Source organism: Thalassospira sp. MCCC 1A01148, assembly GCF_001613795.1.
Classification (GTDB): Bacteria; Pseudomonadota; Alphaproteobacteria; order Rhodospirillales; family Thalassospiraceae; genus Thalassospira.
In genome coordinates, this window is record NZ_LPVZ01000005.1 from 1 (window position 1) to 13838 (window position 13838).

Below are 13838 nucleotides of genomic sequence, written 5' to 3' on the forward strand. Positions count from 1 at the left end.
CCCATGCCCGCCATTATGGCGGGGCATTTATCATCTCGCCCGAAGCCAGCTTGACCGAAAACAGCCTTGATGTGGTCATGATGCCCGGTAACGGGATCGGTGCCCTGTCGCGTTATGGCTTGGCGCTGACCTTGAACCGCTTGCATGTACAAAGTGATGTTTCGGTGGTCCGGGCTGAGCGCATCACGATCAACAGTCATTGCGGACCGGCACCACTGCAGATTGATGGGGAAAGTGCGGGTAAACTACCCTGTGAAATCAGTCTGTCACCCTATCCGGTACGGTTGATGGTGCCGCCAGCATATGCGGCGCTTGCATCCGGATCGGATGATGTTCCGCAGGATTTGCTGCGCATTGCCGCAGACTAGCAGACGCCCCGACTGGGCAGTTCAGACACTACCGGCGCGGCGTGTTGCGAGCATGGCTTAGCAATAAAATTCAACCACCTTGTATGGCGGAAATCGACGCCTGTGGATCAATGTGCCTCATCATCTGGTCAATAATTGATCCGGTTGAACTTCTTTTTGTGATGAAAGAAGAATGTCTCCTTGAAGTTGCATTTCCTTTCCCCACTTTCATTTCAGGGCGGTACGTATGCCTGGTTATTCCCCGTCCTCGTTTGAGGATAGTGGGGTCGTTGCGCGTTGCATTAGTCTGAGCTGGCGAAATTGATAACGGTCTTCGCCCTCTATGGAGAATGACAATGGTTTCGGGGTCCTCTGCTTTGGTTCTTAACTCAGGTGGGTTGGCTAATATGCGGATAAAATCAAAAATTCTTGCTGGTTTCGCGGTGGTGTTGGCAATTTTGATTGCCGCGCTGGGATTTGCCTATTTTACCTTCGTGGCGGTGTCGCATGATGTCGATGAATACGCACATTATGTCGAAGAAGCAGCCCTGATCAGCGAGATCGAAACACAGTTCCTGCGCTTTAACAGCCATGCACGTGAATTTGCCAATACCGCAGACCCGGCAGATGCCGAAGCAGTGATTACTTATGCCAAACAGCTTGAGCTGATGCTTGAAGATGCACACGAGCAGTTTGTCGGCGAAGAGCACCGGAGCCGCATCAAGCATATCGGTCAGGAGCTTGACGTTTATCTTGCAAGCTTTGCTTCGGCCAAAAGCCTCAGTGACGAGTATCATTCCCTGATCCTTGATCGCCTGGAACCAGACGGGATCAAGATCGTTGCCGATCTGGACAAGCTGGTGGCACATGCCGAGGATACCGGCGATATCGAGCTGCTTAAACGCAGCGTGGCCGCGCGCGAGCATGCCCTTCTGGCGCGGCTTTACGCCAATATCCTGATTGGTCGTCAGGATGACAGTTTCGGTGCCAAATCTGCCGACGAATTTGCCAAACTTGAAGCCGCACTGGGCCGCATCGGGGATCAACCATTGTCTGGTGAACTTGTCGCCGTCCTCAACGAAGCCAAGGAACTGTTCGCTGATTACCGGCAGGTGTTTGACAAGATCCGGGCTGATGAACTGGAAATTGTCGCGACCGTTCATGGCACCATGCGCGAAGCGTCCGAGGGCATCATCGCCGATGCCGAGGCGCTGAAACAAGAACTGGTGGTGGCAGAAAAGAACATCTTTGAAAAAGTCGTCGGCGAAATCATTCTGGCCGAAACCGAAATCCTGATCGCATCAATCAGTGGTGCGGTTCTTGGCATGATCCTGGCCTGGGTTATGGGCGACCGTTTATCGCGTCCGATCATTGCCATCACGGCCATCATGCGCAGACTTGCCGATCATGATCTGGGCGTTGAAATCCCCGGACAGTCCCGCAAGGACGAGATCGGCCAGATGGCACAGGCGGTTCAGGTGTTTAAAACCAATGCCATTCGCAATGACGAACTCGAAGCCGAAGCCCGCGCGCAGGAAGAACGTGCAAAGGAAGAGCAACGCCGGTTTATGAACCAGACTGCGGACAGCTTTACGAACAGTGTCGGCAGCATTATCGAGGCGGTGGCTGCTGCTGCTGTTGAATTGCAGGCAACCGCAACAGGCATGTCCCAGATTGCCAGAACTGCGTCCGAGCAAACCACAGCTGTTGCTTCGGCCAGTGAAGAGGCAAGTGGAAATGTTGGTTCTGTTGCATCTGCGACAGAAGAGCTTAACAGCTCAATCGAGGAAATTAATCGACAGGTTGTCTTTTCGACAGAAATTGCCAAAAAGGCGGTCGATCAGGCCCGTGAAACCATGCGCGGTATTCAGGAACTCGTCGAGGCTTCCAACAATATTGATGAGGTTCTGAAACTGATTTCCGATATTTCGGATCAGACCAACATGCTGGCCCTGAACGCGACGATCGAGGCATCTCGTGCCGGTGATGCAGGCAAAGGCTTTGCGGTTGTCGCCAACGAGGTCAAGACCCTGTCGGCACAGACAGCCAAAGCGACAGAAGAAATTCGCGCGCAGGTCAACAGCCTTCAGGGCCGCACAGGCTTTGCGGCCAGCCAGATTGAACTGATCAGCAAAACCATCAGCGAAATGGACGGAGTTGTCGCGACGATATCCTCGGCGGTGGAGGAACAGTCGGCAGCGACCCGCGAGATTGCCTTTAACATCGAACAAGCCGCAACCGGGACAACGGTTGTAAGTTCCAACATCGTTACGGTTTCACAGGCCGTAAACGAGGCGGGTACGGCGTCCAGTGACGTTCTGACCGCGGTTAGCACCTTGTCCGAGAATTTCAATACCCTGAAAGGTGCCACAGACAGCTTTGTCAGTACCATTCGTGCTGCCTGAGCCCCCGGATACCCAAGGTACCCAAGAAGTACCCAAACTTAAAACGCCCGGCCAAATGGACCGGGCGTTTTTTTCGGGTGGTTGCCATGGCTGGTGGGTTTTACTGTCCGGCCAGGGTCATGCCATCGATGCGAAGCGTCGGGGCATTGGTGCCGTATTTAAACGTCAGGTCATTGGCCGGTTCGACAGAACGGAACATGTCCTTGAGGTTCCCGGCGACCGTTATCTCCGAAACCGGATAGGCCAGCACGCCATTTTCAATCCAGTAGCCCGATGCCCCGCGCGAATAATCGCCCGTTACACCGTTGACACTGCTGCCGATCATCTCGGTGATATACAGGCCCGATTTAATGTCCTTGATCATGTCTTCGGGCGAAGTTGTGCCCGGTTCCATATAAAGGTTGGTGGTTGACGGGCTGGGCAGGCTTCCGGCGCCGCGTGATGCGTTGCCGGTCGATTTCAGACCCAGTTGACGGGCTGAACGCAGATCCATGATCCAGGTTTTCAGAACCCCGTTTTCGATCAGGTGGCGCTTCTGGTTTGCCACCCCTTCGGCATCAAACGGTTTGGACCGCAGGCCGCGTTTGCGATGCGGATCATCAATGATGTTGATATGCGGCGCGAAGATTTCGCTGCCCATCGCATCAAGCAGGAAGCTCGTGCCACGTGCAATACCCGATCCGTTAATGGCAGACGACAGGTGCCCGACGATAGATGCCGAAACGCGCGGATCATAGATCACCGGGACCTGTGCGCTTTTGACCTTGCGCGGGTTCAGGCGCCGCAGGGTTTTTTCGGCTGCTTTTTTGCCGATATCAACCGGATCGCGCAGATCGGTCGAAAAGACTGCACTGTCGTAATCGTAATCGCGTTCCATGCCTGTGCCGGTCCCGGCCAACACTGACACCGAAATATGGCTGCCCGACCCGGCATAGGAATTGGCAAAGCCGTTGGTGGCTGCCAGCGTGATCTGGTGGCGCCCCCAGCCGGCTTCTGATCCTTCGGAGTTGGTGATGCCCTCGACGGAGCGCGCTGCTTCTTCACAGGCGCTGGCCCATTCGATCAGTTTGTCCTGATCAACCTCGCCCGGCTCGCAAAGCTCAAGCGCTTCGACATTGAAGGTTTCGGCAAGTTCACTTGGGTCGGCAATCCCGCAATAAGGATCTTCCGGGGCATTTTTGGCCATCGCAACCGCACGTTCGACCAACTCGCCAAGCGCTGCGTCGCTGGTGTCAGATGACGATACAACTGCCTGTTTTTTGCCAATCAGGACCCGCAGGCCAAGATCAGCCCCCTCGGAACGTTCAAGCTTTTCCATTTTGCCCAGACGTTGGGCAACCGAAAGCGATGTGCCTTCGACATAAACGGCATCTGCATCGTCTGCACCGGCCTTTTTTGCCTGTGCCAGTAGGTCATTGATGCGATCAAGTGTCATGTCGGTTTTGGGCATGGAGGCTCCCTTGTATCGGAATGTGTTTCTTACGTTATAGGGGGCACGAACGTTTTCGCATAGACCCGAAACAAAAAGCTGGTTTTGGTCTTGAATTCCTGCCTTGTTTCAGAGTTGGCAGGACGAAGGCCGAATGGCAAGGCTCGGTCAATTACAGATTTCAAACGGCTTTCTGTTATACTCAAATAAACAAGTCCTGATGATGCCAGATAAACGGGAACGCGATGAACAAGCAGAGAATTCTTTCCGGGCTTAGTGTGGTCTGCCTGATCGGATTGGCCAGTCCTGCATTTGCGGATGACAGCAAGACTGTGATGGAAGGCTGGGATGAAAATGGCTTATGGGAGCTGAATGCGAATGGCGAAACCGATCCGGTTTCAAGCGCGCAGTTCTATTCCGAAATGCGCTGGCAGGGCGGGAAATACGCCCGAAATTATCGCCATCAGATGCTGACCGGTGATTTTACCTGTGACGGCGTCCTTGATCGCATTGCCGGATGGGTTGACCTTGATAACCCTGACGGTCCGTTTTTCGCAATGTTGTTTGTCACCAACCATGGTGCCAAAGATCGCAGTGAAATCCGGTACATTCCGTTCCAGCAGTCCGAGCAGTTTGCCCTTTGTGTCTTTGATGAAACGGCACCGCCGGTGTTGAGCTGGCAGGAAAACAGCACTGAATACATGGCCGAGGTTATGGGCGATGCGGATATGTGCAATTTCGCCATCCGCGTTGATGATTTCATGTGTGATGCGCCGCAGTTTTTCTATTCCGAGAAGCCGGATGAAAATGGTGATCACTGGATGTTCTTTAGGAACTAGTCAAAACATTCAGGTCAAAAGAAAAGGCGGGTTTGAAACCCGCCTTTGTTATTCAGTCCCGCCAGATTTTCTTGCCTGATCCGGGCAGGCCATAGCGTTCCCATTTCTGATCCACACGGTCGATGATGTCATCTTCCATATAGATCTTTTCGCCCCATTCGCGGTTGGTTTCGCCGGGCAGCTTGTTGGTGGCATCAAGCCCCAGCTTGCCACCAAGTCCCGAAACAGGGGACGCGAAATCAAGGTAATCAATCGGCGTGTCTGTCACCGTGGTGATATCGCGCACCGGATCCATCCGGGTCGAGATGGCCCACATGACATCTTTCCAGTCGCGGACATCAATATCGTCATCCACGACAATGACGAATTTGGTGTACATGAACTGCCGCAGGAATGACCAGACGCCCATCATCACGCGCTTGGCGTGGCCGGCATAGGCCTTCTTCATTGAAACAACCGCGATGCGATAGCTGCATCCCTCTGGCGGCAGCCAGAAATCAACGATTTCCGGAAACTGTTGCTGCAGAAGGGGTACGAACACGTCGTTCAGTGCTTCACCCAGAACCGACGGCTCATCTGGCGGACGGCCGGTGAAGGTCGACAGATAGATCGGGTTCTTGCGCATGGTGATGGCGGTTACCGTAAAGACCGGGAAGTCTTCGACCGAGTTGTAATAACCGGTGTGATCGCCATACGGCCCCTCGGGCGCATATTCATCAAGCGAGACATAGCCTTCCAGCACAATCTCGGCCGTGGCCGGCACCTTGAGCGGGACGGTTTTGCAATCGACCAGTTCGACTTTTTCGCCGCGCAGAAGACCGGCAAACTGATATTCCGACAGGGTATCAGGGACCGGGGTGACGGCGGCAAGGATCGTGCCCGGATCCGCACCCAACACGATGGCTGCGGGAAGCGGATCACGCTTTTCCTGTTTCCAGCGCGCATGATGCTGCGCGCCACCGCGATGTTTCAGCCAGCGCATGATGGTTTTGTTTTTGCCCAACACCTGCATGCGATAGATGCCAAGGTTGAACACGTCGCGCTTGTCACCGCCCTTGGCACCAGCACTTGGCCCCTGAGTCACGACCAGCGGCCACGTAATAAGTGGCGCCGGTTCGCCGGGCCAGCAGGACTGAACCGGTATTTTCGATAAATCGATATCATCGCCTTCGAGCACGATTTCCTGACACGGTGCCTTGGAAACCGTTTTGGGCTTCATTGCCATGACGGTCTTGGCAAGCGGCAGCATCGAAAAGGCTTCGCGGATGCTGGCGGGCGGTTCGGGCTGTTTAAGGAACGCCAGTGTTTCACCAACTTCACGGAGTTCTTCGGGCTTTCGGTTCATGCCCGCCGCCACGCGGTCGACGGTGCCAAACAGGTTGACTAGAACCGGCATGTCGTATTTTTTGCCGTCATCGCCCACCACATTTTCAAACAGAACTGCCGGGCCACCTTCGGCCAGAAGGCGTGTCTGGATTTCTGTCATTTCAAGGTTGGGGGATACCGGTTCGGTGACGCGGACAAGGCGGCCGGACTTTTCCAGCGCTTCCATGAAGTCACGAAGGGATTGATAGGGCATGGCACCTGTCATCTAAAGCTTTGAAACCTGATTGTCTTCATACGCCGCGGAGCGGAACGGGACAACCTTGCTGTTATCAAATACGTCATTTGTAACCGGTTCGATCCATCCCTACATGATCTGACATTGCTGCGTTGCAGGGCGATGCATAATTTTGCGGTTTTGGTCAGCGCATCATTTGGTTATACATGGGCAAGGAAAAGGGTCGCGTGACCCACAGCACGCGACCTGGCAACTCACCAAAAGCATGAAGGACGCACAGATGGCCAAGTACTGGGTTATCGGGGGCACCTATCAGGATACCGGTTTCGACAAGCCGATCGGCGAAGAAACCAAGATTGGTCCGTTTGGCAGCTTCGAAGAAGCCGAACAGCAATGGTCAAAAATGGCCTGGCAGTCGGTTGATGACGCAAATTCGCGTTACCGCATTGAACGACTTGAAGAATACTGGGTTGTCGGTGGCGAGTACGAAAGCACCGACTTTGAAAACCCGGTTGGTGGCGAAGAAGAGCGCCATGGCCCGTTCGCGACATTTGGCGATGCTGAAAAAGCATGGTCGAAACTGGCCTGGCAGCATGTTGATGACTGCAACTACCGCTATCGCGTCGTAGAAGGTTAAGCCGGGCGACCAACATGTTTTCGTTATCTGATGCGCACATGATCACGGATTCCGTGTTGCGCGAGCAGGTCGAACAGCATCCACGCGCGCAGGAACTCCTGCGCGCGTTTTTGTATCCTTACCCCGCGCCAGACCACGATTTTGTGTTTCGCGGCGGAGAAGTGATACCGATGTCTGACGGTGATATCGGCCCGATTACAAGCGGACGGACACCGGTTCTGGCTGTCGGGTCAAATCGCGCGCCCTTGCAGCTCAGTCGGAAATTTACCCATCAAAACCTGTCTGACGAAATTCCGGTGACGCATGGCTGGATGATGCATCACGACATAGTCTATTCGACCCATTTAACTGGTTATGGATCCGTTCCGGCAACATTGGCACCATCGCCCGGAACGCGTGTGCGGGTGTCTGTTACCTGGCTGACCCCGCAGCAGCTTGCCCACATGCATGTCACAGAGTCCGTTCCGGCCCACTACAGCTATCAGCAACTCCAGGGCCGCGATCTAGAGCTTGATTGCGGCGTGCGCCCGGATCACATCGGGATATACCAATCCGTGCGCGGGCATGTTTTTGAACGAGGCGCGGTTTATGCCCTGTCTGCGATTGAAGCCAGGGATCGCCGTTTCAAATCCCTTGAGCAATGGGAGATGATCGAACATTTCGCCAAACGCGCCGGACATCGCCATGGTCCCGGTTTTGTTTTGCGGGTGATTGACGATGTCGAGTTTCGCAGGTCGGTTGTTGATGTCGGCTAATTTCGGTCCGGCAAGAGCTGCCAGATCCGGGTGAACTTGTTGTCGGTGTCCTCGACCGCGACATCAACCGGAACGTCGTAGGTTTCAAGTTCGTCAATGTTATGGGTGGGCGCATAGGTCCGGCCGGGGTCGGCCAGGATGACCTTGGTGCCAAGGCGTGCCTCAGTCATCAGCCATTGCAGAACGGCGTTCGCCATATCTTGCTGATAGCAAACGTCGCCGGCAAAAATCACATCCCAGCGCCTTTCCGGGGCCGAGGTGCCAACAAGGTTTTCGGTCGTGGTCGGGACTTCAACGCCATTATGTTTGGCGTTCAGGCGGGTCGCGGTGATCGCCACCGGATCAATGTCGTTGGCAAGGATCTCGGCAGCCTCGGCCTGCACACAGGCAATTGCCTGCATGCCACCACCACAGGCGAAATCAAGGACCCGCTTGCCGCGCACCAGTTCCGGGTGATCAAGGATATAGCGCGTGATCGCCTGTCCGCCCGGCCAGGCAAAGGCCCAATAGGGTGGCGGGATATCCAGTACACCCAGCATATCTTCGGTCGCCTGCCAAAGCGGGGTGATATGGGTCGCCAGATACATTTCGATTTCCGGTGCCAGCGGCACACGGGCGGGTACGGTAAAGGTTTCGATCAGATCGGCAAATTGCGGATCATCGACATCGGGCACCAGTGCGTCGGCAAAGACATTGTCGCTCATTCAGCGGCTTACCTTAAAAAAGGGGGAATTGGTCACGCGTTCGCAATCAGATGTGAAATCACAATTGCCAAGAGCACCAGCAATCCGTAATCGCGGTTGGATTTAAAGCGTTTCAGGCAATTGGCTGCGTCATCAAGTTTGACGGTGGCAACCTGCCATCCAAGATGAATGCCAGCAAGCCCCAGCAAGACAAAATAAGACCAGTGCAGATCTGCCAGCATGCCCGAAACGCCCAGCAGAAGGGTGGTCATGGTATAGAACCCCTTCGCCCATTTCGGCGTCGCATCGCCCAGACGCAGTGCCAGGGATTTCAGGCCGATCTTGGCATCATCATCCTTGTCCTGATGGGCATAAATGGTGTCATAGCCAAGTGTCCAGAAAAAGCCTGCCGCATACATGGCAATGGCGGCGGGTTCGACGGTGCCGGTCACCGCCGCCCACCCGACCAGGGCCCCCCAGTTAAAGGCAAGGCCAAGGCAGGCCTGCGGCCAATAGGTGACGCGCTTCATGAACGGATAGGTGATGATAATCGGGATCGAAAAGATGCCGACAATGATTGCCTCGATGCGGAATTGCACCAGAATGCCAAGTCCAAGCAACATCATGAAGCCAAGGAACAGCAAAGCCTGCCAGACCTTGACCTGACCACTTGGCAGGGGGCGGGTGGTGGTGCGTTCGACCTGGCCATCAAAATTGCGATCCGCCAGATCGTTGATCACGCAACCGGCCCCGCGCATGATCACGGCCCCCACCCCGAACAGGGCCATCATGATGACGATTTGTTTGGTGGTGACGGCATCAGTTAACCCGCCTGCCATGGCGGTAGACCACCAACAGGGCAGCAACAACAGCCATGTGCCAATCGGGCGATCAAGGCGCAGAAGTTTCAGATAGGGCCGCACAGCTTCGGGCATGAAACGATCTATCCACCCGTCCTGTGGCATATCGTTTTTGCTATTCTGTATTGGCTGGTTGACCTGTGTCATAATTGGCCTATCTGATGAAAAACTTTTGCAAAACGCCGTAAAACGGCTTTGGGGACCTTTATGACCGCAGATGCCACGCGTGCCCGCCAACGCCTTTTCGTTCGTGATCCTATCACGGCTGATAGTGAAATCGAACTTGCGCCCGAACAGTCTCATTACCTCGAACATGTCATGCGCCTCAAGCCCGGAACGCCGGTAAAAATTTTTAACGGTCTGGATGGTGAGTGGCTTGGCACGATCAACGAGCTCCGCAAAAAGAAAGGCAGCGTTACAGCCGAACGACGATTGCGTGAGCAGGGCAACGAGGTCGGACCGACTCTTGTCTTTGCACCGATCAAAAAACAACGTCTTGATTTCCTGATTGAAAAGTCGGTCGAGCTTGGGGTTGAAAGATTGCAGCCTGTCATCACCCAGCATGGCATCACCGACAAGGTTCGCCTTGATCGGTTGCAGTCACAGGTTATCGAGGCCGCAGAGCAATGCGAACGCCTGACTGTGCCTGAGGTTTGCGAACCTGTGCGCCTTCTCGACTGGGTCGCAAATGTGCCGGAAAATCACCATCTGCTATTTTGTGATGAAACAGGATCGGGGTCACCAATTGGTGAAGTGCTAAGTCAGCTATTGGCAAAGGGCGCTGGCTCGGTTATCGACAATATCAATGTTGTTAACCATGCAATCGTGATTGGACCCGAGGGCGGCTTTAGCGCCGACGAACTTGAACGTATCCGCAAACAGCCTTTTGCAACGCCTGTAAGTCTCGGTCCGCGTATCCTGCGTGCCGAAACGGCCGCAATCGCAGCTTTGACCGTATTTCAGGATCGTATCGGCGATTGGTCGCATCGACCCGTTGCGAGAGATTAGGGGAAGCCCTTATGACTGTCAGCGCCTCCACTGGTGACAGCCCGGTAATTGAAAGCCGGCGCCAGCTTGTCGAATGGTTCGAGTCCGGCTCTACGCCAAAAAAAGACTGGGCCATCGGCACCGAACACGAAAAATTCGCCTATACCCGCGATGATCTTCGCCCCATTCCCTATGAAGGGGAACGCAGCGTCAAAACCCTTCTTACCGCCTTGGCCGAACATTATGACTGGGAGCCGATCGTTGAGAACGGCAATGTCATTGCGCTTACCAAGGACAAATGTTCCGTATCGCTTGAACCGGGCGGCCAGATCGAGCTTTCCGGTGCGCCACTGAAAAACATTCACCAGACTTGTGGCGAAGTGCATACGCATCTGCACGAAGTGCGCGAAATTTGTGACGGCATTGGCATTGATATGCTCGGCGTTGGTCACAATCCGAAATGGAAGCGTGACGACATTCCGTGGATGCCCAAGGGGCGCTACGGCATCATGAAAAACTACATGCCCAAGGTCGGAAACCTTGGTCTGGACATGATGCTTCGGACCTCGACCATTCAGGTCAATCTGGATTTCAGCTCAGAAGCCGACATGGTCAAGAAGTTCAAGACGTCGCTTGCCCTTCAGCCGGTGGCAACTGCCCTGTTTGCGGCATCCCCGTTTGTTGATGGCAAACCAAGTGGCTTCCTGTCGGCGCGTTCGAACGTCTGGACGGATACTGACCCGGATCGCTGCGGCATGCTGCCCTTTGTGTTCGAAGACGGTTTTGGGTTTGAACGTTATGTCGACTACATGCTCGATGTGCCGATGTATTTCGTCTATCGCGACGGCAAGTACATTGATGCAGCCGGAAAGTCGTTCCGTGATTTCATGGATGGCAAACTGGATGTCTTGCCGGGCGAACGTCCGACCATGAATGACTGGTCAGATCACATGACCACGGCCTTCCCGGAAGTGCGTCTTAAGAAGTTTCTTGAAATGCGTGGTGCCGATGGTGGCCCGTGGAAACGCATCTGTGCGCTGCCTGCCCTTTGGGTTGGTTTGCTTTATGATGATGCCGCCCTTGATGCCGCGTGGGATCTGGTAAAGGACCTGTCAGTGGCCGAGCGCGAAACGCTGCGCAATGAAGTTCCGCGCACCGCCCTTGCCACCCCGTTCAAGAACGGCACGGTTCAGGACCTGTCCAAGGAAGTTCTGGCCATTGCCCGTCAGGGGCTGCAAAACCGTGGCCGCATGGATGGCTATGGCGATGACGAAAGCCACTTCCTTGATAGCCTTGACGACGTTGCCGAAAGTGGCCGTACGCTGGCTGAGGAATTCCTTGATAAGTATGAAACCGAATGGAACGGATCGGTTGATCCGTTGTTCAAGGAATATGCCTATTAGGGCGTTGGCCATATCAATATCAAGGGCAGTGTTCGCACTGCCCTTTTTTGTGCGTGAATTTGAATGAAAGAAGGTTCTGGACGATGACCGTTAAAGCCAATCACTGTGAGACCATGACCGATGTTCGCGCCAATGTGGACAGGATTGACAGGCTTCTGGTGGCATTGATGGCCGAACGGCTCAATTACATAGAACAGGCTGCACGCATCAAGCAGTCCCGCGATGCCGTGCGTGATGAGGACCGTATCGAAGACGTGATTGCCAAAGTAAAGGCACAATGCCGGATTGATGGCTTTGACGAGGACATGGCCGAACGCATGTGGCGCGCGATGATGGAAGACTTCATTGCCCATGAATTCGTGAAATGGGATGGCCTGCGCAGCTAGGCCGCGCAGGTTCCACCTCCAACATCACTGTGCAGCCTGACCAAGCCGGGCTTGGGCGGCAAACCATTGTTCGATGGCTTTGACCTGATCAGGCTGCATCCCAAGGCCAAGTTTGGTTCTGCGCCACAGAACATCTTCTGCGCAACACACCCATTCCTTGGCCCTCAGATAGTAAAGTTCGGCTTCATACAGGTTCGGGGCGATCTCTGTGCCCAGATCGCGCAGCGACCTGGCCGCACCGATAATCGTTGAAATCGCTGTGCCGTAGCTTCGCGCCAGACGATAAAGCAACGTGTCTGGCAACCAGTCATAGGTTGCCTTGGCCGTGGCAAGGAATGCATCGAAATCACCGTCTGGCATATCGCCGCCGGGAAGGATGGCATTTGCCGTCCAGTCCTTGGCATCGTTGCCCAGAACCGGGGCCAGTTTTTGCATCGCATGTTCGGCCAGTCTGCGATAGGTGGTGATCTTGCCGCCATAGATCGACAGGATCGGGGCGGAACTTTCGGTATCGCCGGTATCAAGATCAAACACGTAATCGCGGGTTACCGCCGACGCATTGTCGTTCTTGTCATCATAAAGCGGGCGCACACCGGAATAGTCCCAGACCACGTCGTTGCGGTTGAGTGGTTTGGCCAGATAGCCATTCACCAGATCAAGCAGATAGTCGATTTCCTGATCGCTGATTTCGACCTGTGCCGGATCGCCGGTATAGGCAACATCGGTCGTGCCGATCAGGGTGTAGTCCTGCTGATAGGGGATGGCAAAGGCAATGCGGCCATCGCTGTTTTGGAAGATATAGCAATGGTCATGGTCATGAATGCGCGGCACGACAATGTGGCTGCCCTTGACCAGTCGAAGACCAGCGGCCTTTTTGCCAAGTCCGGCATTTTCGACCATTTCGGTCACCCACGGGCCTGCGGCATTGACCACCGCTTTGGCTTGAACCGATTGCCGGGAACCATCGGGCCCGATCAACTCGGCATTCCAGTGATCGTGATGGCGCATCAGTGACGCGCATTTGGTCCGGGTTTGGATTTCCGCGCCACGGGCCTGTGCGTCTTGGGCGTTCAGCACAACAAGCCTGGCATCATCCACCCAGCAATCGGAATAGGAAAAGCCGCCAGCGTAATCGGATTTCAACGGTTCGCCTTCGGGCGTGCCCTTGAAGGAAACGGCACGTGATCCGGGCAGGCGTTTGCGCCTTGCCAGATGATCATAAAGGAACAACCCTGCGCGCAGCATCCATTTCGGACGCAAACCCCTGTGATGGGGCAGGACAAAGGTCAAAGGCCAGATGATATGTGGGGCAGCAGCCAACAGAACTTCGCGTTCCTGAAGTGCTTCACGCACCAGACGGAACTCGTAATGTTCAAGATATCGAAGGCCGCCATGGATGAGTTTGGTCGAGGAAGAAGAGGTGGACGAGGCAAGGTCGCGCTGTTCGACCAAAAGAACAGAAAGCCCGCGACCGGCGGCATCACGGGCAATACCAGCCCCGTTGATGCCGCCGCCAACGACCAGAAGGTCGTATGTTTTGGTCACG

At 54.8% G+C, this 13838-nt stretch carries 12 protein-coding genes and 1 pseudogene; 8 read left to right on the forward strand and 5 right to left on the reverse strand.

What is annotated here, in order from left to right:
- Nucleotides 1-368, forward strand: a pseudogene (locus AUQ43_RS20395) (diacylglycerol kinase family lipid kinase); the annotation flags it as partial.
- Nucleotides 369-754: 386 nt separating this feature from the next.
- A complete protein-coding gene (locus AUQ43_RS01680; protein ID WP_062953904.1) occupies nt 755-2752 on the forward strand; it encodes a methyl-accepting chemotaxis protein in 1998 nt (665 codons plus the stop codon).
- Nucleotides 2753-2852: 100 nt separating this feature from the next.
- Here the strand turns inward: AUQ43_RS01680 and AUQ43_RS01685 are convergent, their stop codons facing one another.
- Nucleotides 2853-4202 carry a TldD/PmbA family protein gene (locus AUQ43_RS01685; RefSeq protein ID WP_062953905.1) on the reverse strand — a complete coding sequence of 450 codons (1350 nt, stop codon included), beginning with the start codon at nt 4200-4202 and terminating at the stop codon, nt 2853-2855.
- 224 nt (nt 4203-4426) lie between these two features.
- On the opposite strand from AUQ43_RS01685, the gene AUQ43_RS01690 reads away from it, so the two are divergent.
- The gene (locus AUQ43_RS01690) at nt 4427-5020 is read left to right on the forward strand and encodes a hypothetical protein (protein WP_062953906.1); all 594 of its coding nucleotides are present in this window, start codon (nt 4427-4429) and stop codon (nt 5018-5020) included.
- Nucleotides 5021-5072: 52 nt separating this feature from the next.
- Here AUQ43_RS01690 and AUQ43_RS01695 read toward each other — a convergent pair whose 3' ends face one another.
- Nucleotides 5073-6599 carry a UbiD family decarboxylase gene (locus tag AUQ43_RS01695; protein WP_062953953.1) on the reverse strand — a complete coding sequence of 509 codons (1527 nt, stop codon included), beginning with the start codon at nt 6597-6599 and terminating at the stop codon, nt 5073-5075.
- A 262-nt stretch (nt 6600-6861) separates the two neighbouring features.
- Here AUQ43_RS01695 and AUQ43_RS01700 point away from each other — a divergent pair, with 262 nt between their 5' ends.
- Complete coding sequence (locus AUQ43_RS01700; RefSeq protein WP_062953954.1) at nt 6862-7218, forward strand: hypothetical protein; 357 nt, start codon at nt 6862-6864, stop codon at nt 7216-7218.
- Nucleotides 7219-7232: 14 nt separating this feature from the next.
- Complete coding sequence (locus AUQ43_RS01705) at nt 7233-7973, forward strand: hypothetical protein (protein ID WP_062953907.1); 741 nt, start codon at nt 7233-7235, stop codon at nt 7971-7973.
- Here the strand turns inward: AUQ43_RS01705 and AUQ43_RS01710 are convergent.
- Complete coding sequence (locus AUQ43_RS01710; RefSeq protein ID WP_062953908.1) at nt 7970-8677, reverse strand: methyltransferase; 708 nt, start codon at nt 8675-8677, stop codon at nt 7970-7972. The genes AUQ43_RS01705 and AUQ43_RS01710 overlap by 4 nt on opposite strands.
- 32 nt (nt 8678-8709) lie before the next feature.
- Nucleotides 8710-9663, reverse strand: coding sequence for a 4-hydroxybenzoate octaprenyltransferase (ubiA, locus tag AUQ43_RS01715; protein ID WP_062953909.1), 954 nt, complete (start codon nt 9661-9663; stop codon nt 8710-8712).
- 60 nt (nt 9664-9723) lie between these two features.
- On the opposite strand from ubiA, the gene AUQ43_RS01720 reads away from it, so the two are divergent.
- The 3 genes from AUQ43_RS01720 (at nt 9724) to AUQ43_RS01730 (ending at nt 12292) form a co-directional block, all read left to right on the forward strand.
- Nucleotides 9724-10524 carry a 16S rRNA (uracil(1498)-N(3))-methyltransferase gene (locus tag AUQ43_RS01720; protein ID WP_062953910.1) on the forward strand — a complete coding sequence of 267 codons (801 nt, stop codon included), beginning with the start codon at nt 9724-9726 and terminating at the stop codon, nt 10522-10524.
- Nucleotides 10525-10535: 11 nt separating this feature from the next.
- Nucleotides 10536-11906, forward strand: coding sequence for a glutamate--cysteine ligase (locus AUQ43_RS01725; RefSeq protein WP_062953911.1), 1371 nt, complete (start codon nt 10536-10538; stop codon nt 11904-11906).
- Between the two features lie 83 nt (nt 11907-11989).
- A complete protein-coding gene (locus AUQ43_RS01730) occupies nt 11990-12292 on the forward strand; it encodes a chorismate mutase (RefSeq protein WP_062953912.1) in 303 nt (100 codons plus the stop codon).
- A 24-nt stretch (nt 12293-12316) separates the two neighbouring features.
- On the opposite strand, the gene glpD is transcribed toward AUQ43_RS01730, so the two are convergent.
- Nucleotides 12317-13837, reverse strand: a complete 1521-nt coding sequence (glpD, locus tag AUQ43_RS01735) for a glycerol-3-phosphate dehydrogenase (protein ID WP_062953913.1) — start codon at nt 13835-13837, stop codon at nt 12317-12319.
- Nucleotide 13838 lies beyond the last annotated feature (1 nt).

Bases quoted from the DNA above. Each gene is read 5' to 3' on its own strand.
- AUQ43_RS01680 (WP_062953904.1), top strand. From the start codon at position 755: ATGCGGATAAAATCAAAAATTCTTGCTGGTTTCGCGGTGGTGTTGGCA.
- AUQ43_RS01685 (WP_062953905.1), bottom strand. From the start codon at position 4,202: ATGCCCAAAACCGACATGACACTTGATCGCATCAATGACCTACTGGCA.
- AUQ43_RS01690 (WP_062953906.1), top strand. From the start codon at position 4,427: ATGAACAAGCAGAGAATTCTTTCCGGGCTTAGTGTGGTCTGCCTGATC.
- AUQ43_RS01695 (WP_062953953.1), bottom strand. From the start codon at position 6,599: ATGCCCTATCAATCCCTTCGTGACTTCATGGAAGCGCTGGAAAAGTCC.
- AUQ43_RS01700 (WP_062953954.1), top strand. From the start codon at position 6,862: ATGGCCAAGTACTGGGTTATCGGGGGCACCTATCAGGATACCGGTTTC.
- AUQ43_RS01705 (WP_062953907.1), top strand. From the start codon at position 7,233: ATGTTTTCGTTATCTGATGCGCACATGATCACGGATTCCGTGTTGCGC.
- AUQ43_RS01710 (WP_062953908.1), bottom strand. From the start codon at position 8,677: ATGAGCGACAATGTCTTTGCCGACGCACTGGTGCCCGATGTCGATGAT.
- ubiA (WP_062953909.1), bottom strand. From the start codon at position 9,663: ATGACACAGGTCAACCAGCCAATACAGAATAGCAAAAACGATATGCCA.
- AUQ43_RS01720 (WP_062953910.1), top strand. From the start codon at position 9,724: ATGACCGCAGATGCCACGCGTGCCCGCCAACGCCTTTTCGTTCGTGAT.
- AUQ43_RS01725 (WP_062953911.1), top strand. From the start codon at position 10,536: ATGACTGTCAGCGCCTCCACTGGTGACAGCCCGGTAATTGAAAGCCGG.
- AUQ43_RS01730 (WP_062953912.1), top strand. From the start codon at position 11,990: ATGACCGTTAAAGCCAATCACTGTGAGACCATGACCGATGTTCGCGCC.